This window comes from Vibrio owensii CAIM 1854 = LMG 25443 (assembly GCF_000817815.1).
GTDB classification, from domain to species: Bacteria; Pseudomonadota; Gammaproteobacteria; order Enterobacterales; family Vibrionaceae; genus Vibrio; species Vibrio owensii.
This window is the reverse complement of record NZ_JPRD01000006.1, coordinates 78,750-100,376: the sequence shown is the minus strand read 5'-3', so window position 1 is coordinate 100,376 and position 21,627 is coordinate 78,750. Positions and strand designations below refer to the sequence as shown.

Genomic DNA, 21,627 nt, shown 5'->3' with positions numbered 1-21,627 from the left:
TTCATCATATTGATTAATTGGCGTTTTTTAATTGTACGTTCCGTGGCTATTTTTACAAAATTGTTTAACAAAAAACCTTGCTGTATATAGGGCAAAAAACTAGATTTCATCAGGGTTTGCAGAGAATTTGTCAGATCACTAGTCAGGTGCTTTTTAAAGCAGTACAATACGCCGCTTACCGCCGAGATGGCGGCTATAATTTGAGCAATAGCTCTCCGATTTAAGAACAACTGAACGAGCGAAAGTGAGATGAGTAAGAAACTGCTAATTAAAACCTGGGGCTGCCAGATGAACGAATACGATTCATCAAAAATGGCCGACCTGCTTAATGCTGCAAACGGCTATGAGCTGACCGAAGAGCCAGAGGAAGCAGACGTACTTCTACTTAACACCTGTTCGATCCGTGAAAAAGCGCAAGAGAAAGTTTTCCACCAGCTTGGCCGTTGGAAGACACTAAAAGATAAAAAGCCTGGCGTAGTTATCGGCGTAGGTGGTTGTGTAGCAACTCAAGAAGGTGATCACATCCGTCAGCGTGCTCCATACGTTGATGTAATTTTTGGTCCACAAACTCTTCACCGTCTTCCTGAGATGATCAAACAATCTCAATCGGATGAAGCACCAGTAATGGACATTTCATTCCCAGAAATCGAAAAGTTCGACCGTTTACCTGAACCTCGTGCTGAAGGTGCAACGGCATTCGTTTCTATTATGGAAGGCTGTTCTAAGTACTGTACTTACTGTGTAGTACCGTACACTCGTGGTGAAGAAGTAAGCCGTCCAATGGATGACGTACTGTTCGAAATCGCACAGCTAGCAGATCAAGGCGTACGTGAAGTAAACCTACTCGGTCAAAACGTAAACGCGTACCGTGGTCCTATGCACGACGGTGAAATCTGTTCATTTGCAGAACTGCTTCGTTTGGTTGCGTCTATCGATGGTATTGATCGTATCCGCTTTACAACAAGCCACCCATTAGAGTTTACTGATGACATCATCGCAGTATACGAAGACACACCTGAGCTAGTGAGCTTCCTTCACCTACCAGTACAAAGTGGTAGTGACCGAGTGCTGACTATGATGAAACGTCCTCACACTGGGATTGAGTACAAGTCGATCATCCGTAAACTGCGTAAAGCACGTCCTGATATCCAAATCAGTTCAGACTTTATCGTTGGTTTCCCTGGTGAAACAGACAAAGATTTCCAAGACACAATGAAGCTAATCAAAGACGTAGACTTTGACATGAGCTTCAGCTTCATCTTCTCTCCACGTCCAGGTACGCCAGCGGCAGATTACCCTTGTGACCTATCAGAGCAAGTGAAGAAAGAGCGTCTATACGAGCTACAACAAACCGTAAACGCACAAGCAATGCGCTACTCTCGCCTAATGCTAGGCACTGAGCAACGCGTTCTGGTTGAAGGTCCTTCTAAGAAGAACCTAATGGAGCTTCGTGCTCGTACAGAAAACAACCGTGTAGTAAACTTTGAAGGTAGCGCAGACCTAATCGGTCAGTTCGTTGACGTGAAGATTACGGATGTATTTGCTAACTCACTACGCGGTGATCTAGTACGTACAGAAAAAGACATGGACCTTCGTAGCGTGATTTCACCAACGCAAATGATGGCGAAAACGCGTCGCGAAGATGAGCTAGGTGTAGCTACTTTTACGCCATAAGCTCGTACAAATAGCCATTGAGGGCCTGGTCGTTATCAGGCTCTCGTTAAATGGCATAAAATGAGAGGCAACATTGAGCAATAAAATCGTAACGCTAGAAATCAATCTAGAACCTTCAGACAACCGCCGACTAGCAAGCCTGTGCGGTCCATTCGATGACAACATCAAGCATTTAGAACGTCGTCTAGGCGTTGAAATTAACCACCGTAGCGACCTTTTCACCATTGTCGGTAAACCTCATACCGCAGCTGCTGCGCTGGATATTCTGAAAACCCTTTATGTAGACACCGCTCCTGTCCGCGGCGAAACGCCTGATATCGAACCAGAGCAGATCCATCTGGCGATCAAAGAATCAGGTGTGTTGGAGCAAAATACCGAGTCGAACATCGAACACGGTAAAGAAGTCTTCGTAAAAACTAAGAAAGGCGTGATCAAGCCTCGTACACCAAATCAGGGTCAATACCTGATGAACATGGTGACGCACGATATCACTTTCGGTATCGGTCCTGCAGGTACAGGTAAAACTTACCTAGCGGTTGCAGCAGCCGTTGACGCACTAGAGCGCCAAGAGATCCGTCGTATTCTATTAACTCGTCCTGCGGTTGAAGCGGGCGAGAAACTGGGCTTCCTACCTGGTGATTTGAGCCAGAAAGTCGACCCTTACCTACGTCCTCTGTACGATGCCCTATTTGAAATGCTGGGCTTTGAGCGCGTAGAAAAGCTGATTGAACGTAACGTGATTGAGGTGGCACCTCTTGCTTACATGCGTGGTCGTACTCTAAACGACGCCTTCATCATTCTTGATGAGAGCCAAAACACCACCGTTGAGCAGATGAAGATGTTCCTAACGCGTATCGGCTTCAACTCTCGTGCAGTTATCACCGGTGACGTGACACAGATTGACTTGCCTCGTGGTGCAAAATCGGGTCTTCGTCATGCAATTGAAGTACTGAGCGAAGTTGATGACATCAGCTTTAACTTCTTCCAAGCTGACGACGTAGTGCGCCACCCTGTGGTTGCTCGTATCGTTAACGCTTACGAGAAGTGGGAAGCGCAAGACCAGAAAGAACGTAAAGAGTTTGAAAAACGCCGTCGTGAAGAACGTGATGCCAAACTGCTAGAAGCAGCCAAAGCAGAGCTTAGCGCACAAGTCGCGGCAACTAAGGAATAACCATGGCAATTGAACTTGATTTGCAACTGGCAGTCGAAAGTGAAGAAGGCTTACCTTCTGAACAAGATTTCCAATTGTGGCTAGATAAGACTATTCCTCTTTTCCAACCACAAGCGGAACTGACGATTCGTATTGTCGACGAGCAAGAAAGTCACGAGCTAAACCACGAATACCGTGGTAAAGACAAGCCGACCAACGTGCTATCTTTCCCATTCGAAGTACCACCAGGTATGGAGATGGATCTACTGGGCGATTTGATTATCTGTCGCCAAGTTGTTGAAAAAGAGGCAGTAGAGCAGAACAAGCCCCTACTAGCACATTGGGCGCATATGGTTGTACATGGCAGCTTGCATCTGCTAGGTTATGACCATATCGAGGATGATGAAGCTGAAGAGATGGAATCCCTCGAGACAGAAATCATGCAAGGTATGGGTTACGAAGACCCGTATATTGCTGAAAAAGAGTAACTTTGGTTGCTCGACAGGGAAAGACGAACCACCCAGATAACCATCTCGTGCTCGTCTTTCTATGTGAGCTATCACACATCTGATAGCGTTACTTAATTGAGAAACAATGAACGAAGATAATTCTCCCTCTTCTAATGAAGGCAAGAAAGAAAAGGCAGAAGGTCCGAGTAGAAAGTCCTTCTTTGAACGTCTAGGTCAACTATTTCAAGGCGAACCAAAAGACCGCCAAGAGCTTGTAGATGTAATCCGCGACTCTGAAATTAATGACCTGATTGACCACGACACCCGCGACATGCTTGAAGGTGTTATGGAAATCTCCGAAATGCGCGTGCGTGACATCATGATCCCGCGTTCGCAAATGGTTACCGTTGAGCGCACAGACGATCTTGATACTTTGATCGCGCTAATTACTGATGCTCAACACTCTCGCTACCCTGTGATCAGCGAAGATAAAGACCACGTGGAAGGCATTCTACTAGCGAAGGACTTACTCAAATACTTGGGCTCAGGCAGTAACCCATTTGATATCGAAGAAGTAATTCGACAAGCAGTGGTTGTACCGGAAAGTAAACGTGTCGACCGTCTGTTGAAAGAATTCCGTGAAGAACGTTATCACATGGCGATTGTTGTCGATGAATTCGGTGGCGTTTCTGGTCTAGTGACTATCGAAGATATCCTTGAAGAAATCGTAGGGGATATTGAAGATGAGTTCGATGACGATGAAGAAACCGATATCCGTAAGCTAAGCAAACACACGTTTGCTGTCAGAGCTCTGACAACCATTGAAGAGTTTAATGAGACATTCGGTACCAACTTCAGCGATGAAGAAGTGGATACCGTTGGCGGCATGGTAATGACTGCTTTTGGTCACCTACCATCGCGTGGCGAAGTCGTAGAAATTGATGCATACAGCTTCAAAGTAACGGCTGCCGACAACCGTCGTGTCATTCAACTACAAGTGACGATTCCAGACGAAGAAACGCTGGTTGAAGCCACTCAAGAGTAACGCGATACCCTAACAACGGGAATATCAGAAAAATATAATGATGAATGTACTCTTTCATCGCCTCAAGCGGCCCTTAGTGGCCGCTTTTGTTGGCGCCTCCACTACCCTAGCATTTGCCCCTTACCAGTTATGGCCAATCGCCATACTCAGCCCTGCTATCCTACTTATTCTTCTTGCAAACCAGTCACCTAAGCGTGCGCTTTGGATCGGTTATGCATGGGGTTTAGGACAATTCGCTACGGGTGTAAGTTGGGTTTACGTCAGCATTGCTGGCTTTGGCGGTATGCCGCTGATTGCAAACGTCTTCCTAATGGGCCTACTGATCGCTTACCTGTCGGTTTACACCGGCCTGTTTGCTTGGCTCAGTAATAAGTTCTTCCCTGAATTCACGATAAGCAAAGCCCTCCTGGCAGCTCCAGCGTTATGGCTAGTTACTGATTGGCTGCGTGGTTGGGTGATGACAGGATTCCCTTGGCTATGGCTTGGCTACAGCCAAATCGACGCGCCTTTCGCAAGCTTCGCCCCTATTGGTGGCGTAGAGCTTCTAACGCTATTCATTATGATCAGCGCCGGTGCGCTCGCTTACGCTTGGGTTCACAAACAGTGGTTGATGATCGTCATCCCTGTGGTGCTATTAAGTGCGGGCTTTGGTATTCGCCAATACGACTGGGTAACCCCTCGTGTTGAAGACACCACCAAAGTGGCGCTGATCCAAGGTAACGTTGACCAAAATCTAAAATGGTTACCGAGCCAACGTTGGCCAACCATCATGAAGTACGCAGATCTAACTCGTGAAAACTGGGATGCGGACATCATTGTATGGCCAGAGGCTGCCATTCCTGCGTTTGAAATCGAAGTACCATCTTTCCTAAGAAACATCGATGCCGCCGCGAAGATGAACAACAGTGCCATCATTACCGGTGTCGTGAACCAAGGTGAAGACGGCCAGTTCTACAACAGCATTCTATCGCTTGGTGTGAATCCATACGGCGACTACAGCTTTGATATGGATAAGCGCTACCACAAACACCACCTATTACCATTTGGTGAGTTTGTTCCGTTTGAAGATGTACTGCGTCCACTAGCGCCATTCTTCAACTTACCGATGTCATCGTTCAGCCGTGGCGACTTTGTTCAGCCAAATATCGTGGCGAACGGTAAGCATATGGACCCAGCACTGTGTTACGAGATCATCTTCAGCGAACAAGTACGCCAAAACGTCACTGACGATACTGATTTCATTCTAACGCTGTCTAACGACGCGTGGTTCGGTCATTCGATTGGTCCATTGCAACACATGGAAATCGCGCGTATGCGTGCTCTTGAGCTTGGTAAGCCACTTATTCGCTCTACCAACAATGGCGTAACCGCAGTAACAGACCACAAAGGCAAAGTGATTGAACAGATCCCTCAGTTTGAAACTGCCGTACTTCGTGCAGAACTTGTTCCAACTGATGGACAAACACCATACCGCGTCGTAGGCACTTGGCCGCTGTACATTTGGTCGGCGCTGAGCTTGCTACTTGCTTGGTGGTTACCAAGAAAGAAAAAGTCATAAACGCAAAAAAGAGGCTCTAGGGCCTCTTTTTTATTCTTTGTTCTTTCGACTACAAACGCTATGGCTTGAGTGACTGACGACTAAATCCGGTGTGATTGCACTTGATACATGGAATGATCACGGTTGGGTGATTATATGTCGTCTTATGACCACACTCGTCACAAACTAAAGTACCGAGACCAATCACCTCGCCCGCTTCATAAAGCCCTTGATGCTCCAAATCATCAAATAGCTCGACCCATTCTACTTTGGTTCGATCGGTAATATCGAGCAGACCTTGCCAAATTGAATCAGCAATCGTGAGATAGAAAGGCCCACTCTTACCTTCTTCATAGTTGTCGGAAAACTCTTTTAAATCGGCTTTTACATAAGCGGATATCAGTGAGAGTTCGTCTTTGGTCATGTCGTTGGCAGCGTCCACCACTTTGCCCGACGTTTCGAATACTTTGTTAACTTCATCCGGACTGTGCTTCAAGGTTTCAATCACATCCTCGAGCATTTCCTCATAACCTGCTTTACGTTTAGGCATAACTGACCTCCATCTTTCCACTACCAAGCGTCACTTCAAGGCGCATGGGTATAGATTGGCTATTGTTGTGATCCCTAGCTTTAGGTATTCTATGACGATCTATTTAAGTCTGTTCTAACCGAACTCACAAATTCCAAGATAACCGGATACCATCGATGCAAGAACAATACAATCCACAAGACCTTGAACAGAAAGTTCAAAAGCACTGGGATGACAACAAGACCTTTGTTGTAAGTGAAGACCCAAACAAAGAAAAATTCTACTGTCTATCCATGTTCCCATACCCAAGTGGCCGACTGCACATGGGTCACGTGCGCAACTACACCATCGGTGACGTAGTATCTCGTTTCCAACGCCTACAAGGCAAAAACGTAATGCAACCAATCGGTTGGGATGCGTTTGGTCTACCTGCAGAAAACGCAGCGGTTAAAAACAACACCGCGCCTGCACCTTGGACTTACGAAAACATCGAATACATGAAGAACCAACTTAAGCTTCTTGGCTTTGGTTACGATTGGAACCGTGAATTCGCAACATGTACACCTGAGTACTACCGTTGGGAGCAAGAGTTCTTCACTAAGCTTTACGAGAAAGGTCTGGTTTACAAAAAGACTTCTTCTGTTAACTGGTGTCCAAACGACCAAACTGTTCTTGCAAACGAGCAGGTTGAAGACGGCTGCTGCTGGCGTTGTGACACTCCAGTAGAGCAAAAAGAAATTCCTCAGTGGTTTATCAAGATCACAGAATACGCTCAAGAGCTGCTAGACGATCTAGACAAACTTGAAGGTTGGCCAGAAATGGTTAAAACCATGCAGCGCAACTGGATCGGTCGTTCTGAAGGTGTTGAACTTAAGTTTGAAGTTAAAGGTCAACAAGACCTAGAAGTTTACACAACACGTCCAGACACACTAATGGGTGTGACTTACGTTGGTATCGCAGCAGGCCACCCTCTAGCGGCCATCGCAGCAGAGAACAACCCAGAACTAGCAGCGTTCATCGAAGAGTGTAAGAACACTAAAGTAGCTGAAGCTGAATTGGCGACAATGGAGAAGAAAGGTATGGCAACAGGCCTTACTGCTATCCACCCATTGAACGGCCGTGAAGTTCCTGTTTACGTAGCGAACTTCGTATTGATGGACTACGGTACAGGCGCTGTAATGGCAGTACCTGCACACGACCAACGTGACTTCGAATTCGCAACTAAGTACGGTCTAGATATCGTGCCTGTTATCAAGCCAGTTGATGGCAGCGAGTTAGACGTTTCTGAAGCGGCATACACAGAGAAAGGTGTACTGTTCGATTCAGGTGAATTTGACGGCCTAGAATTCCAAGCAGCATTCGATGCAATCGCAGCGAAGCTAGAAGCTGAAGGCAAAGGCACCAAGACAGTTAACTTCCGTCTACGTGACTGGGGTGTATCTCGTCAACGTTACTGGGGTGCGCCAATCCCAATGGTAACCACTGAAGACGGTGAAGTTCACCCAGTACCCGCTGACCAACTACCAGTCATTCTTCCAGAAGACGTGGTAATGGACGGCGTAACAAGCCCAATCAAAGCAGACAAAGAATGGGCGAAGACAACCTTCAACGGCGAACCTGCTCTACGTGAGACTGACACGTTCGATACGTTCATGGAGTCTTCTTGGTACTACGCACGTTACTGTTCACCACAAGCTGACGACATCCTAGATCCAGAAAAAGCAAACTACTGGCTACCAGTAGACCAGTACATCGGTGGTATCGAGCACGCTTGTATGCACCTATTGTACTCTCGCTTCTTCCACAAACTGCTACGTGATGCGGGCTACGTAACGTCTGACGAACCGTTCAAACAACTACTGTGTCAAGGCATGGTACTAGCAGACGCGTTCTACTTTGAGAACGAGAAAGGCGGTAAAGAGTGGGTTGCTCCAACTGACGTTAAAGTTGAGCGTGACGGTAAAGGTCGCATCACTTCTGCTACGGACAACGAAGGTCGCAACGTTGAACACTCAGGCATGATCAAAATGTCTAAGTCGAAGAACAACGGCATCGACCCACAAGAGATGGTAGACAAGTACGGTGCTGACACAGTACGTCTATTCATGATGTTTGCTTCACCAGCAGACATGACACTTGAGTGGCAAGAGTCTGGTGTAGAAGGTGCTAACCGCTTCTTGAAACGTGTTTGGAAACTGGTTAACACTCACGCTTCAAAAGGCGCTGCTGAGTCTGTTGATACAGCTGCACTTTCTGGTGACCAAAAAGCGCTACGTCGCGACGTTCATAAGACTATCGCAAAAGTGACTGACGATATCGCTCGTCGTCAAACATTCAACACTGCGATTGCCGCTATCATGGAACTGATGAACAAGCTTGCGAAAGCGCCTCAAGAGTCAGCACAAGATCGTGCGATCCTTGATGAAGCACTTAAAGCCGTAGTTGCAATGCTTTACCCAATCACTCCGCACATCTCATACGAGCTATGGACTGCGCTAGGTGAATCAGACATCGATAACGCAGTTTGGCCAACGTTTGACGAGAAAGCACTGGTTGAAGACGAGAAGACTATCGTTGTAATGATCAACGGTAAGCTACGTGCGAAACTAATTGTTGCTGCTGACGCTTCAGAAGAGCAAGTTCGTGAGCTTGGTCTAAACGATGAGAACGCGAAGAAGTTCCTAGATGGCCTAACTATCCGTAAAGTCATTTACGTACCAGGTAAACTATTGAACATCGTTGCAAACTAGCCTCTCGCTATTAACGAAACGCAGCTTGCAAAAACTCAACGCCGAGCGAACTTATTCGTTCGGCATGAGTCTTTTAACAGGGTGAGTCATCACCCTGTTTATTTACCTCAAACCATTCACGCCGAGTGGCTTAAGGTAAATAACCCCTTCAATTTAGGATGAATACAATCAATGCGCTTTTTCTCTTTGATTAAACTACCAGTGGTATTGGTATTAGCGGGGCTTCTTTCTGCCTGTGGTTTTCACCTTCGTGGTGAGTACTCCGTTCCGGAAGAACTGCACACAATGTCTTTCACAAGCTACGACGAATACAGCCCTCTTACGCGCTACATCCGCGATCAACTTGAATTGAATAAAGTCGACTTGGTTCAACCATCTTCGAATACACCAAACCTGCATCTCATTGAAGCAACCATCGACGAACGCACGCTGTCTCTGTACCAAAACAGCCGTGCTGCAGAAAAAGAACTGACTTACGTAGTGCAATACCGCGTGACCATTCCGGGTTTCGGCGCAAAAAACTTTACGACAACGGTAAACCGTAACTACCTAGACAACCCGCTAACTGCACTAGCAAAATCGGTTGAACGTGATGTAATCGAAGACGAAATGCGTCAACAAGCGGCGAGCCAAATGATGCGTCAGCTTGGTCGTGTTCGAGCGGAATACGAACAAGGCCACGTTGCTCCTGAGACAACAAACGCTAACTCTACGAACACAAACTCTTAATCAGAATGCGAATTTTTGCCGACAAGCTGGCTGACCATCTAGCGAAACACATTAAGCAGGTTTACCTGATCTTTGGTAATGAACCTCTGTTGATTCAAGAAAGCCGTCAAACGATCCAAAACATGGCTCGTCAACAAGGCTTTGAAGAAAGACACCGTTTTGCTGTCGATGCCAGCTTAGATTGGAATCAAGTGTACGACTGCTTCCAAGCGCTAAGTCTATTCTCTAGCCGTCAACTCATTGAGCTGGAGCTGCCAGAGGCAGGAGCTAACGCAGCGATCAGTAAAGAGCTGGTCAACCTATGCGAAATGCTGCACGACGACATCATGCTTGTGGTTGTGGGTAGCAAGCTGACCAAAGCGCAAGAGAACGCAAAGTGGTTTAAAGCTCTGAGCGGCAAAGGCGATTGGGTAAGCTGCTTAACGCCAGATTTACAGCGTTTACCAATGTTCGTCCAAGCACGTTGCCGAGCTTTAGGGCTAAAAGCAGACCAACAATCACTGCAAATGTTGGCACAGTGGCACGAAGGTAATTTGTTCGCGCTATCGCAAAGTTTAGAGAAACTTGCTCTACTCTATCCTGATGGTGAACTGACCGTTGTACGCTTAGAAGAGGCTCTAAGCCGCCATAACCACTTTACAACGTTCCACTGGATTGATGCTCTACTTGCTGGCAAAGGCAACCGTGCCCAACGCATTCTGCGCCAACTGGAAGCAGAAGGCGTAGAAACCGTTATTCTGATCCGTAGTGTCCAAAAAGAGTTCAACCAACTACTGAATATGCACCGTGACTTAACCCAAATGGGCATGAGTCAGGTGTTTGAAAAGCATCGAGTGTGGCAAAACAAACGTCCACTCTACAATGCTGCTCTGACTCGTCTGTCAGCCTCACGAATTTGTGCACTTTTGTCTCTTTTGGCGCATGCCGAGATAAAAGCCAAAACTCAATATGATGAATCTGTGTGGCCAACGATCCACCAGTTGAGCTTAGAAACCTGCTCTCCTGATATTAAGCTGGCAATTTAACATTCAAAGCGTGATATAGTGCGCGACCAGTTTTGATGACCATCATTCAAAAGCCCACAGACAGAAAAGAAAATACCGAGGAAAACCGAGTGCTTCGCGAAGAACTTAAAGACTTTTTAGCCGATAAAGCCGACGACATGAAAGCGGAAGAGATTGTTATTCTAGGTGTAGAAGGCAAATCAAGCGTGACAGATTACATGATCATTTGTACTGGTACGTCTAAGCGTCACGTTTCATCTATCGCTGATCACGTCGCATCTGAAGTGAAGAAAGCAGGTCTAGAGCCGCTAGGTATGGAAGGCGAAAATGAAGGTGAATGGGTTGTCCTAGATATGGGTGACGCAATGCTTCACGTGATGCAAGAAGAGCACCGCGAGCTATACCAACTAGAAAAACTCTGGGGTTAATCGTTTGAAAATTCAACTAATTGCCGTCGGCACAAAAATGCCAAAATGGGTCGAAGAAGGTTTTCAAGAATACCGTCGTCGTTTCCCACACGATATGCCACTCGAGTTGGTTGAAATCCCTGCGGGCAAACGCGGCAAAAATGCAGACATCGCGCGTATCTTGCAAAAAGAAGGCGAAGCGATGTTGGCAGCCGTGCCGAAAGGTGCACGTATCGTCACCCTAGATATCCCGGGCAAAAAGTGGGACACCCCACAACTGGCAGAACAATTGGAAGCGTGGAAACTCGATGGACGTGACGTATCGATTCTGATCGGTGGCCCTGAAGGTTTAGCTCCAGCATGTAAAGCCGCTGCAGACCAAAGTTGGTCACTGTCAGCCCTGACGCTACCGCACCCACTTGTGCGTATCGTGATGGCGGAAAGTTTATACCGAGCGTGGAGCATTACTGCTAACCACCCTTACCACCGCGAATAATCGCTACTAAGCTGTAGAGACAAGCGTTAATGATTCGTAAACGCCGCAGTCAAATTCGAGATTACCAAGCAGAAGCGCGCCTATTTTCTAGTCGCGCTATTTTTGCTTTTCTGGGTATCGTCATTTTGATGGGCTTGCTGGTCGCCAACATGTACAACATTCAGGTGAACCAGTTCCAAGACTACCAAACCCGTTCTAACGACAACCGCATCAAAGTGGTGCCAATTGCGCCTAACCGTGGTCTTATCTATGACCGCAACGGTATTTTGCTCGCTGAAAACCGCCCTGTCTTCAACTTGGAACTGACTCCAGAAAAAATCAAAGACATTGACGGTACGATCAAAGAGCTACAAACCATCCTTGAGATCACACCAGAACAGGTCGAGCGTTTCCATCGTGAACGCAAGCGTACTCGCCGCTTCAAATCGGTACCATTACTGACTCAATTAGATGAAAGCCAAGTGGCTATCTTCTCGGTAAATCAATACCGATTCCCTGGTGTGGAAATCAGCGCAACACTGAAACGCTATTATCCATTCAGTGAAGTTCTTACCCACGTTATCGGCTACGTATCGCGTATTAACGATCGTGATATGCAACGTCTGATCCGTGAAGAAAAAGATGCCAACTACCAAGCGACTCGTGACATCGGTAAGTTAGGTATTGAAAAGTACTACGAGGATTTATTGCACGGAACTGCCGGCTATCAAGAAGTTGAAGTCAACAGTCGTGGCCGCGTGATCCGCACCTTAAAGTACGTACCACCGATCCCGGGCAAAGACATCGTATTGAACCTTGATATCAACCTACAGCTCTACGTACACCAACTGCTTGATGGTCGACGTGGCAGTGCTGTCGTACTTGATCCAAGAGACAACGGCGTACTTGCGATGGTGTCGAGCCCAAGTTACGACCCGAACGCTTTCGTACACGGTATTTCTGGCAAAGCATACCGCGCCCTACTGAACGACAAAAACCGCCCATTGGTGAACCGAACGACACTAGGTATCTATCCACCCGCCTCAACCATCAAGCCATTTATGGCAGTGGCAGCGCTGGAAGAAGGTGTTATCACACCAAAAACAACGCGTAATGACCCGGGTTACTGGCGCATTCCAAATTCAGACACTCGTCCATTCCGTGACTGGTTACGATGGGGCCATGGCCGAGTTGATATCATTAAATCGATTGAAGAGTCCGTGGATACCTTCTTCTATCAAGTGGCTTATGACATGGGAATCGACCGCATCTCGAATTGGATGATGATGTTTGGTTTTGGTGACTACACGGGCATCGATATTTACGAAGAAAGTAAGGCCAACATGCCGACTCGTGAATGGAAGATGGCTCGTCATAAAACGCCTTGGTACAAGGGTGACACGATTCCGGTTGGTATCGGTCAGGGTTACTGGACAGCAACGCCTATGCAGATTGCCAAAGCAACCTCAGTACTGGTCAACGAAGGTGCTGTGACCGCTCCTCACTTATTGAAAGCCACCATCGATAACGGCGGTGATTTCGAAGAGCAAGAAAATTCAGAATACGTCACCTACCCACCTATTCAAAATGTGCCAGACAAGTACTGGAATATGGCGAAAGAAGGCATGCGTTTAGTAAACCATGGCACGAAAGGCACCGCTCGTCGCTCTTTCTACAACATGGATTACCAAACCGCAGGTAAGTCTGGTACGGCACAGGTATTTGGCCTTGGCGAAGACGAAGAGTACAACGCCGATGAGGTCGCCGAACACTTACGCGACCACGCCTTGTTCACTGGCTTTGCCCCATTTGAAGACCCTGAAGTTGTGGTATCAGTCGTGCTAGAAAACGCCGGTGGTGGTTCCAGTAACGGTGCGCCAGTCGCGAGAAAGATCTTCGACCGAGTCATTATCGGCCCTGAAAAAATAGAACCTGATGAAGAGCAAAACAACGCGAAAGAAGAGGTAACGCAGTAATGAAAATGGATCCCTCTACAGGTAAAAACCGCGCCCTGTTTGAACGCTTCCATATCGACTTGCCGTTATTGCTTGGCATCTTTGCATTGATGGGCTTTGGCCTAGTTATTATGTACAGCGCAAGTGGTCAAAGCTTGGCGATGATGGATCGCCAAGCGATGCGTATGGTGCTGTCTTTGGTTGTGATGATCGTTCTGGCGCAAATCTCGCCCAGAACCTATGAAAGCCTCGCCCCATTGATGTTTGTTGGTGGTGTGGTGCTGCTGTTTGGCGTGTTGTTCTTTGGTGAAGCCTCCAAAGGTGCTCAGCGCTGGCTAAACCTTGGCTTCGTTCGATTCCAACCTTCCGAACTTCTCAAACTCGCGGTGCCGTTAATGGTCGCGCGTTACATCGGCCGCCAACCACTTCCGCCGACATTCAAAACACTCATCGTCGCGCTAATTATGGTGTGTTTACCAACCATTCTTATCGCAAAACAGCCTGATTTAGGTACGTCGATTCTGATTGCCGCTTCCGGTATTTTCGTTATTTTCTTGGCAGGTATCAGCTGGAAGATCATTGCGGGCGCCGCCATCGCACTCGGTGGTTTCATTCCTATTCTGTGGTTCTTCTTGATGCGCGAATACCAAAAAGTTCGCGTACGTACTTTGTTTAACCCAGAATCAGATCCGCTTGGCGCGGGCTACCACATTATCCAAAGTAAAATCGCGATTGGCTCTGGCGGTATTTCAGGCAAAGGTTGGTTGCAAGGTACTCAATCACAACTGGAATTCCTTCCAGAGCGACACACTGACTTTATCTTTGCAGTAATTGCAGAAGAATGGGGTATGATTGGATTTCTTTGCCTACTAACCATCTATCTATTTATTATTGGCCGAGGTCTCTACCTCGCTAGCCAAGCGCAAACTGCGTTTGGTCGAATGATGGCAGGCAGTATTGTACTCAGCTTCTTTGTGTATATTTTTGTAAATATCGGCATGGTGAGTGGCATCCTACCTGTAGTAGGCGTACCTTTACCGTTGATCAGTTATGGTGGTACCTCGATGGTGACGCTTATGGCTGGTTTTGGCATTCTGATGTCGATCCATACGCATCGAAAAGCATTCTCTAAGGCAACCTAGACCATGCAAAAACGCGCTTTATATTCCTTAGTCTTCTCTGCTGTGATTTTGGCCGGCTGTTCTTCTACCGACCAAAAAAAGCAAGACGGCCGTTATGAACTTGAATCCGATGTGGCTCCTGACAAACCACTTTCGGTCGAGCACATTGAGGATGCGCATCCTAAATATGAGCCGTACAGCTTAGGCGGTAACAGCGATTACAACCTACGCGGTTCGGATTACAAAATCGTTCGTGATGCGAAAGGCTTTACAGAAAAAGGCCGTGCCTCATGGTACGGCAAGAAATTCCAAGGCCACTTAACATCGAACGGTGAAATCTACGACATGTATTCGATGACAGCAGCGCACAAAACGCTGCCACTACCAAGCTACGTGAAAGTCACTAATACCGACAATGGCAAATCAACCGTTGTACGTGTTAATGACCGGGGCCCTTTCCACGAAGGTCGCATCATTGATTTGAGCTACGCCGCGGCACATAAGCTAGATGTCGTAAAAACCGGTACTGCGAACGTAGAGATTGAAGTTATCACGGTAGACAAACCAACCGATGAAAAGTCACTCGCTGCGCACCCGAGATATGTCATCCAAGTTGCTTCTTCAAAATATGAAGATCGAGCGCGAACTTTAGGCCAAGAGCTTGGTCAAAAGCTGGATACGGAAACTTTCTTGGAATCAACGAAAGATACGTATCGCTTGTTGTTGGGTCCATATACTGACTATTCCCTGACGCAAGCCACTCTGGATAAAGTAAAGTTGCTCGGCTATTCGTCCGCATTTATTAAAAAACACAAAACTGGCAAATGACCTTGGTGTCATGATTTTCTATGCAGAGCCCCTCTTACATAAGTGGGGATTCTGGTAAGATGTCGACAGTTAACCAAAAAATTTGAATTACCATGAATAAAAATAAGTTTGTGAAATCTATTCTCGTTTCTTCGGTTGCCCTATCTGCAACCATCGCTCAATCTGCTTTTGCTTCACCAGTTGTTGTCCCAGATGCGCCTCAAATCGCAGCTAAAGGTTATGTCCTTATGGATTACAACTCAGGTAAAGTTCTGGCTGAGAAAGAGATGAACACAAAATTGTCTCCTGCTAGTCTGACAAAAATGATGACCAGCTACGTAATTGGCCAAGAGCTAGCGCGTGGTAATATTTCAGAAGACGATGATGTGACCATCAGCAAGAATGCTTGGGCGAAAAACTTCCCTGATTCTTCAAAAATGTTCATCGAAGTAGGCACAACGGTTAAGGTTCACGACCTAAACCGCGGCATCATCATTCAATCGGGTAACGATGCTTGTGTGGCAATGGCAGAACACATTGCTGGCTCAGAAGACGCATTCGTTGACCTAATGAACGCATGGGCAAACACACTAGGCATGAAGAACACGCACTTCGCGAACGTTCACGGTCTAGATAACCCGAACCTATACTCAACGCCTTACGATATGGCGCTACTTGGTAAAGCACTGATCCGTGACGTGCCAGACGAGTACCGTATCTACTCTGATAAGAAATTCACTTACAACGGTATCACTCAGTACAACCGTAACGGTCTACTGTGGGATAAGAGCATGAACGTTGACGGTATCAAAACTGGTCACACGAGCAATGCAGGTTACAGCCTAGTGAGTTCTGCAACAGAAGGTCAGATGCGTCTGGTTGCTGTTGTAATGGGTACAAAAGATGCAAACGCACGTAAATCAGAAAGCAAAAAGCTACTGAGCTACGGTTTCCGCTTCTTCGAAACAGTGGCACCACACAAAGCGGGTGAAACCTTCGTAGAAGAAAAAGTATGGATGGGTAACAAAGACACAGTAGCACTGGGTCTTGACCAAGATACTTACGTGACGCTACCTCGCGGCGAAGCGAAGAACCTAAAAGCAAGCTTCGTACTTGAAAAAGAGCTAGAAGCCCCAATTAAGAAAGGTGATGTAGTTGGTAAGCTATACTATCAGATTGATGGTGAAGATATTGCTGAGTACCCACTAATGGCACTGGAAACAGTAGACCAAGGCAGCCTATTCAGCCGCATGTGGGACTACATCGTATTGTTGTTTAAGAGCTTCTTCTAACAGTCGCTTCTGACCAACAAACAAGTCTGCAAAGCCGCCAACTAGGGCGGCTTTGTTAATCTTGAGTTCACCCTAATTTGACTGTACTATTTCGCACCGCAACGAATACCAACTGGAGTTACCGATATGCTAACCATCAACTCTGATGCAAAATTGAAAGACCTGCTTGAGTTCCCTTGTTCATTTACATACAAGGTAATGGGTCATGCAAAGCCTGAGCTTCCAGAGCTAGTTCTAGAAGTTATCCAGCGCCATGCTCCAGGTGACTACAGCCCAACAGTAAAACCAAGTGCTAAGGGCAACTACCACTCGGTGTCTATCAACATCACTGCAACGTCTATCGAGCAGGTTGAAACCCTTTACAAAGAACTGGGTGAAATCGACATCGTACGCATGGTTCTATAATTTTTTGATAAATTAAATTTTTTTTGAAAGCAGCTTCGGCTGCTTTCTTTTTATTTATCATATAGATAATGCAAACCAACATATCTTTCAGTTAAAAATCTGTTACTCAGCTGTAGAGCATCGGGTTCATCCGGTTTATAATCCAAAAACTTTATTTATTAGCGACAGGAATTCCCATGCAACACCAACTTGTTGTGAAACGACTTGGACGCCAAGATTATGAGCCTGTATGGAAGGCGATGCATGAGTTCACTGACCAACGCACAGACGACACGCCTGATGAAGTTTGGTTGGTAGAACACAACCCAGTATTCACGCAAGGTCAGGCGGGCAAAGCCGAGCACCTGATTAATACGGGTGATATTCCTGTCGTTCAAAGCGATCGTGGTGGTCAGGTGACTTATCATGGCCCGGGTCAATTAGTCGCGTACTTCTTGATCAATCTACGTCGCAAGAAATTAGGAGTGCGAGATCTCGTTACGCACATCGAGAACCTCGTTATTAACACTCTTAAGGCATACAATATCGATTCTGCTGCACGACCTGACGCTCCGGGCGTTTATGTCGACGGTAAAAAAATATGTTCTCTCGGACTTCGCATTCGAAAAGGATGCTCATTCCATGGCCTAGCGTTGAACGTCAATATGGACTTAGGTCCGTTTTTACGTATAAACCCATGTGGCTATGAAGGAATGGAGATGGTTCAGGTTAGCCAAGTTGGCGGGCCAGAAGACATCGAAGCCGTGGAAAAACAACTAATACAAGAACTCGTTACTTTGCTTGATTACGAGCAAGTAGAATTCAGCACAGAAGCACCTTCTCAAGGTAACAAAGCATGAGCAAACCAATCCAGATGGAAAAAGGCGTTAAATACCGCGACGCCGACAAGATGGCATTGATTCCCGTAAAGAACATGCCTACAGAGCAGAAAGAAGTGCTACGTAAGCCTGATTGGATGAAAATCAAGCTACCAGCCGACAGCCAACGTATTCAAGACATCAAATCAGCAATGCGTAAGAACAACCTTCACTCAGTATGTGAAGAAGCGTCTTGCCCTAACCTAGCTGAGTGTTTTAACCACGGTACGGCTACTTTCATGATCCTAGGCGCGATCTGTACCCGCCGCTGTCCATTCTGTGACGTTGCCCATGGTCGTCCGCTTGCTGTTGAAGCTGAAGAGCCGAAGAAACTAGCGAAAACCATCGCAGACATGAAGTTGAAGTACGTTGTAATCACTTCTGTTGACCGTGATGATTTGCGCGACGGCGGTGCGGAGCACTTTGCTAACTGTAACCGCGAAATCCGCGAACTAAACCCGCACATCAAGATTGAAACGCTGGTTCCTGACTTCCGTGGTCGTATGGATGTGGCACTTGATCTAATGAAAGACAACCCGCCAGATGTCTTCAACCACAACCTAGAAACAGCACCTCGTCTGTACCGTAAAGCTCGCCCAGGCGCGAACTACAAGTGGTCACTTCAATTGCTGCAAAAATTCAAAGAGCAGCATCCAAATGTACCGACGAAATCAGGTCTAATGATGGGTCTTGGTGAAACCAAAGAAGAGATCGTTGAAGTACTGAAAGACCTTCGTGCACATGGCGTAACTATGTTGACTCTTGGTCAGTACCTAGCACCAAGCCGTCACCACTTACCAGTAGAACGTTACGTTCCACCTTCAGAGTTTGACGAGCTAAAAGAAATCGCACTAGAGCTTGGCTTCACTCACGCAGCGTGTGGTCCATTTGTTCGCTCTTCTTACCATGCCGATATGCAGGCTCAAGGTATTGAGATTAAATAAGCACTCGCTTGTTTTGAAAAGAAAGGTTGGCTCAATGCCAACCTTTTTTGTGTCTGCTGAATCTAAACTACTGTCGTTCTGATAACGAGCCTATCTCCTCAAACCAATAGCACATCCTTCCGAAGAGCCTAGGCGATATCAGGAATCTCTTTTAAACACACTCTAAGCTGATATTTCCATACGCTAGAAAAACAAAAAGGCCCTCAAGTGAGGACCTTTCATCAATCAAATAATCAAACCGAATCGCAGAAATAGAACGGGTCCGTCTGAGTTATTTTCAAAAAACGTTACGCGTAAACTGGTAGACGCTTACAGATTTCTAGAACTTTCTGTTTTGTCGCTTCGATAACTTCTTCGTTGCCGATGTTATCTAGAACGTCACACATCCAGTTTGCTAGCTCTTTCGCGTCATCTTCAGTGAAGCCGCGACGAGTAATTGCTGGCGTACCAACGCGGATACCAGACGTTACGAATGGGCTGCGTGGGTCGTTTGGAACAGAGTTCTTGTTTACTGTGATGTTTGCTGCACCTAATGCTGCATCTGCATCTTTACCAGTGATGTCTTTGTCGATTAGGTCAACTAGGAATAGGTGGTTCTCAGTACCGTTAGAAACGATCTTGTAGCCACGCTCTTGGAATTGACCAACCATTGCTTTCGCGTTTTTCACTACGTTAGCTTGGTAAGCTTTGAATTCAGGTTCCATCGCTTCTTTGAACGCTACTGCTTTACCAGCGATAACGTGCATTAGAGGACCACCTTGACCGCCAGGGAATACTGCTGAGTTCAGCTTCTTGTACAGCTCTTCACCTTCGTTAGAAAGGATAAGACCGCCACGAGGACCCGCTAGCGTTTTGTGCGTAGTCGTTGTTACTACGTGAGCGTGTGGAACTGGTGTTGGGTACTCGCCTGCTGCGATTAGACCAGCAACGTGTGCCATGTCTACGAATAGGTAAGCGTCAACTTTGTCTGCGATTTCACGCATGCGTTTCCAATCAACGATTTGTGAGTAAGCAGAGAAACCACCGATGATCATCTTAGGCTTGTGCTCAAGCGCTAGCTGTTCCATTTCGTCGTAGTTGATTTGACCTGCTTCGTCGATACCGTAAGGAATAACGTTGTAGTGCTTACCAGAGAAGTTTACTGGTGAACCGTGAGTTAGGTGACCACCATGCGCTAGGCTCATACCTAGAACTGTGTCGCCTGGGTTTAGAAGCGCCATGTAAACTGCGCTGTTTGCTTGAGAACCTGAGTGAGGCTGTACGTTCGCGTACTCACAGCCGAATAGTTGGCATGCACGATCAATTGCTAGTGCTTCAGCTTTATCTACGTACTCACAACCGCCGTAGTAACGCTTGCCTGGGTAGCCTTCAGCGTATTTGTTCGTTAGCTGAGAACCTTGCGCTTCCATTACACGTGGACTTGTGTAGTTTTCAGAAGCGATAAGTTCAATGTGTTCTTCCTGGCGAAGTGTTTCTTCCTGGATAGCTGCGAACAGTTCCGCATCGTAATCTGCGATGTTCATATCACGCTTAAGCATCTGTATCTCCTGACTCAGATTAGTACTGAAAGTTGCAAAAAAACCGACGAATGACCTAACGCAAACGTTTTCGTCACCGTAATGGCGCGCATTCTACATAATTTGATCTAGGTCATAAAGAGAAATTTACAATTTTTCTCATGCAGTTTTTTCATGATGACAAGTAAGGATTATCATGGCGATGTTGCAATCGTTTAACCAAGATCCGCTCACTGTCAAATTTGTGCTTTACACCCTGTAAAACAACAATTACATAGGTTTACCGCAAATTTTACCCTCTAGCTACCGAAAAGATCATCTTTTTACTACTATGCACGCCCTATTTATCATTAACGACTGCATATTAGATGGAAAAACACTCAAGAAAAGAAGACTGGATGGCAATTCTTACAGGTACCTTTTTGGTAGCTCAAGGCGTTTTCTTTCTCCAATCCGCAGACCTCTTAACCGGAGGCACAACAGGATTGGCTCTGCTTATTAGCCAATTTACACCTTTTACGTTTGGTGTGCTTTACTTTTTAGCCAACTGTCCATTTTACTTGCTCGCATGGAAACGCTTTGGCCGTCGTTTTGCGATTAATAGTGCAATTTCCGGCGCTTTGGTTTCTATCTTTGCGGATAATCTGTATTTACTGATTTCACTCGAGTCGATTAACGAGATTTACTGTGCCGTAGCAGGTGGCTTGCTTATGGGCTTGGGTATGCTGATCTTATTTCGTCACCGCTCAAGTCTGGGTGGCTTCAACGTATTGTGCTTATTCATTCAAGATAAGTTCGGTATCTCTGTAGGGAAATCTCAGATGGCGATTGATGCTTGTATCCTATTTGCGTCTTTCTTCTTCGTCACACCTTGGGTTATCGGTCTATCGATTCTTGGTGCATTCGCACTAAACCTAGTGCTTGCAATGAACCACAAGCCACACCGCTATTCTGTGAGCTACGGTTCATAACCTTTCTAT

At 46.5% G+C, this 21,627-nt stretch carries 20 protein-coding genes; 18 read left to right on the top strand and 2 right to left on the bottom strand.

Annotation, left to right across the window (positions count from 1 at the left end):
* Positions 1-249 precede the first annotated feature (249 nt).
* The 5 genes from miaB (at position 250) to lnt (ending at position 5,876) form a co-directional block, all read left to right on the top strand.
* Positions 250-1,674, top strand: a complete 1,425-nt coding sequence (gene miaB, locus H735_RS02665; protein WP_020196482.1) for a tRNA (N6-isopentenyl adenosine(37)-C2)-methylthiotransferase MiaB — start codon at positions 250-252, stop codon at positions 1,672-1,674.
* A 73-nt stretch (positions 1,675-1,747) separates the two neighbouring features.
* Entirely contained in the window at positions 1,748-2,845 is a 1,098-nt protein-coding gene (locus H735_RS02660) for a PhoH family protein (protein WP_005438593.1), read from the top strand.
* Between the two features lie 2 nt (positions 2,846-2,847).
* Positions 2,848-3,312, top strand: a complete 465-nt coding sequence (gene ybeY / locus H735_RS02655; protein ID WP_020196481.1) for an rRNA maturation RNase YbeY — start codon at positions 2,848-2,850, stop codon at positions 3,310-3,312.
* A gap of 106 nt (positions 3,313-3,418) precedes the next feature.
* Complete coding sequence (gene corC, locus H735_RS02650) at positions 3,419-4,318, top strand: CNNM family magnesium/cobalt transport protein CorC (RefSeq protein WP_005438590.1); 900 nt, start codon at positions 3,419-3,421, stop codon at positions 4,316-4,318.
* Between the two features lie 37 nt (positions 4,319-4,355).
* On the top strand, positions 4,356-5,876 hold the full coding sequence (gene lnt, locus H735_RS02645; protein ID WP_027726720.1) for an apolipoprotein N-acyltransferase: 1,521 nt from the start codon (positions 4,356-4,358) through the stop codon (positions 5,874-5,876).
* A gap of 58 nt (positions 5,877-5,934) precedes the next feature.
* On the opposite strand, the gene H735_RS02640 is transcribed toward lnt, so the two are convergent.
* Positions 5,935-6,405 carry a zinc ribbon-containing protein gene (locus H735_RS02640; RefSeq protein WP_005438586.1) on the bottom strand — a complete coding sequence of 157 codons (471 nt, stop codon included), beginning with the start codon at positions 6,403-6,405 and terminating at the stop codon, positions 5,935-5,937.
* 155 nt (positions 6,406-6,560) lie between these two features.
* Between H735_RS02640 and leuS the strand changes: the two genes are divergently transcribed.
* The 12 genes from leuS to lipA all read left to right on the top strand — a co-directional run bounded on the left by leuS (position 6,561) and on the right by lipA (position 19,130).
* Positions 6,561-9,134 carry a leucine--tRNA ligase gene (leuS, locus tag H735_RS02635; protein WP_020196479.1) on the top strand — a complete coding sequence of 858 codons (2,574 nt, stop codon included), beginning with the start codon at positions 6,561-6,563 and terminating at the stop codon, positions 9,132-9,134.
* A gap of 171 nt (positions 9,135-9,305) precedes the next feature.
* On the top strand, positions 9,306-9,863 hold the full coding sequence (locus H735_RS02630; RefSeq protein ID WP_020196478.1) for an LPS-assembly lipoprotein LptE: 558 nt from the start codon (positions 9,306-9,308) through the stop codon (positions 9,861-9,863).
* Positions 9,864-9,868: 5 nt separating this feature from the next.
* Positions 9,869-10,888 carry a DNA polymerase III subunit delta gene (gene holA, locus H735_RS02625; RefSeq protein WP_009705649.1) on the top strand — a complete coding sequence of 340 codons (1,020 nt, stop codon included), beginning with the start codon at positions 9,869-9,871 and terminating at the stop codon, positions 10,886-10,888.
* Between the two features lie 89 nt (positions 10,889-10,977).
* Entirely contained in the window at positions 10,978-11,295 is a 318-nt protein-coding gene (gene rsfS / locus H735_RS02620) for a ribosome silencing factor (RefSeq protein ID WP_027726719.1), read from the top strand.
* Between the two features lie 4 nt (positions 11,296-11,299).
* Positions 11,300-11,770 (top strand): 23S rRNA (pseudouridine(1915)-N(3))-methyltransferase RlmH, encoded by a 471-nt coding sequence (gene rlmH / locus H735_RS02615; protein ID WP_005447517.1) that lies wholly within the window; start codon positions 11,300-11,302, stop codon positions 11,768-11,770.
* 29 nt (positions 11,771-11,799) lie between these two features.
* On the top strand, positions 11,800-13,725 hold the full coding sequence (mrdA, locus tag H735_RS02610; RefSeq protein WP_020196476.1) for a penicillin-binding protein 2: 1,926 nt from the start codon (positions 11,800-11,802) through the stop codon (positions 13,723-13,725).
* Positions 13,725-14,846, top strand: coding sequence for a rod shape-determining protein RodA (gene rodA, locus H735_RS02605; RefSeq protein WP_020196475.1), 1,122 nt, complete (start codon positions 13,725-13,727; stop codon positions 14,844-14,846). The genes mrdA and rodA overlap by 1 nt, the downstream gene beginning before the upstream one ends.
* Before the next feature lie 3 nt (positions 14,847-14,849).
* Entirely contained in the window at positions 14,850-15,653 is an 804-nt protein-coding gene (locus tag H735_RS02600; RefSeq protein ID WP_009705646.1) for a septal ring lytic transglycosylase RlpA family protein, read from the top strand.
* A 92-nt stretch (positions 15,654-15,745) separates the two neighbouring features.
* Positions 15,746-16,924 carry a serine hydrolase gene (locus H735_RS02595; protein ID WP_005438576.1) on the top strand — a complete coding sequence of 393 codons (1,179 nt, stop codon included), beginning with the start codon at positions 15,746-15,748 and terminating at the stop codon, positions 16,922-16,924.
* Between the two features lie 126 nt (positions 16,925-17,050).
* Positions 17,051-17,329 (top strand): DUF493 family protein YbeD, encoded by a 279-nt coding sequence (gene ybeD, locus H735_RS02590; protein WP_005384135.1) that lies wholly within the window; start codon positions 17,051-17,053, stop codon positions 17,327-17,329.
* 176 nt (positions 17,330-17,505) lie between these two features.
* Positions 17,506-18,168 (top strand): lipoyl(octanoyl) transferase LipB, encoded by a 663-nt coding sequence (lipB, locus tag H735_RS02585; protein WP_005438575.1) that lies wholly within the window; start codon positions 17,506-17,508, stop codon positions 18,166-18,168.
* Positions 18,165-19,130 (top strand): lipoyl synthase, encoded by a 966-nt coding sequence (lipA, locus tag H735_RS02580; RefSeq protein WP_005438574.1) that lies wholly within the window; start codon positions 18,165-18,167, stop codon positions 19,128-19,130. Before lipB ends, lipA begins: the two co-directional genes overlap by 4 nt.
* A 287-nt stretch (positions 19,131-19,417) precedes the next feature.
* Here the strand turns inward: lipA and glyA are convergent, their stop codons facing one another.
* Positions 19,418-20,668 carry a serine hydroxymethyltransferase gene (gene glyA, locus H735_RS02575; protein ID WP_005440106.1) on the bottom strand — a complete coding sequence of 417 codons (1,251 nt, stop codon included), beginning with the start codon at positions 20,666-20,668 and terminating at the stop codon, positions 19,418-19,420.
* Positions 20,669-21,015: 347 nt separating this feature from the next.
* Here glyA and H735_RS02570 point away from each other — a divergent pair, with 347 nt between their 5' ends.
* The gene (locus H735_RS02570) at positions 21,016-21,618 is read left to right on the top strand and encodes a YitT family protein (protein WP_009705643.1); all 603 of its coding nucleotides are present in this window, start codon (positions 21,016-21,018) and stop codon (positions 21,616-21,618) included.
* Positions 21,619-21,627 lie beyond the last annotated feature (9 nt).

What these genes read in the sequence shown, in the direction of transcription:
- lipA (WP_005438574.1), top strand. Translation starts at nt 18,165, where the DNA reads ATGAGCAAACCAATCCAGATGGAAAAAGGCGTTAAATACCGCGACGCC.
- glyA (WP_005440106.1), bottom strand. Translation starts at nt 20,668, where the DNA reads ATGCTTAAGCGTGATATGAACATCGCAGATTACGATGCGGAACTGTTC.
- H735_RS02570 (WP_009705643.1), top strand. Translation starts at nt 21,016, where the DNA reads ATGGAAAAACACTCAAGAAAAGAAGACTGGATGGCAATTCTTACAGGT.
- H735_RS02630 (WP_020196478.1), top strand. Translation starts at nt 9,306, where the DNA reads ATGCGCTTTTTCTCTTTGATTAAACTACCAGTGGTATTGGTATTAGCG.
- miaB (WP_020196482.1), top strand. Translation starts at nt 250, where the DNA reads ATGAGTAAGAAACTGCTAATTAAAACCTGGGGCTGCCAGATGAACGAA.
- holA (WP_009705649.1), top strand. Translation starts at nt 9,869, where the DNA reads ATGCGAATTTTTGCCGACAAGCTGGCTGACCATCTAGCGAAACACATT.
- H735_RS02640 (WP_005438586.1), bottom strand. Translation starts at nt 6,405, where the DNA reads ATGCCTAAACGTAAAGCAGGTTATGAGGAAATGCTCGAGGATGTGATT.
- mrdA (WP_020196476.1), top strand. Translation starts at nt 11,800, where the DNA reads ATGATTCGTAAACGCCGCAGTCAAATTCGAGATTACCAAGCAGAAGCG.
- H735_RS02600 (WP_009705646.1), top strand. Translation starts at nt 14,850, where the DNA reads ATGCAAAAACGCGCTTTATATTCCTTAGTCTTCTCTGCTGTGATTTTG.
- corC (WP_005438590.1), top strand. Translation starts at nt 3,419, where the DNA reads ATGAACGAAGATAATTCTCCCTCTTCTAATGAAGGCAAGAAAGAAAAG.
- lnt (WP_027726720.1), top strand. Translation starts at nt 4,356, where the DNA reads ATGATGAATGTACTCTTTCATCGCCTCAAGCGGCCCTTAGTGGCCGCT.
- rodA (WP_020196475.1), top strand. Translation starts at nt 13,725, where the DNA reads ATGAAAATGGATCCCTCTACAGGTAAAAACCGCGCCCTGTTTGAACGC.
- lipB (WP_005438575.1), top strand. Translation starts at nt 17,506, where the DNA reads ATGCAACACCAACTTGTTGTGAAACGACTTGGACGCCAAGATTATGAG.
- H735_RS02595 (WP_005438576.1), top strand. Translation starts at nt 15,746, where the DNA reads ATGAATAAAAATAAGTTTGTGAAATCTATTCTCGTTTCTTCGGTTGCC.
- ybeY (WP_020196481.1), top strand. Translation starts at nt 2,848, where the DNA reads ATGGCAATTGAACTTGATTTGCAACTGGCAGTCGAAAGTGAAGAAGGC.
- leuS (WP_020196479.1), top strand. Translation starts at nt 6,561, where the DNA reads ATGCAAGAACAATACAATCCACAAGACCTTGAACAGAAAGTTCAAAAG.
- ybeD (WP_005384135.1), top strand. Translation starts at nt 17,051, where the DNA reads ATGCTAACCATCAACTCTGATGCAAAATTGAAAGACCTGCTTGAGTTC.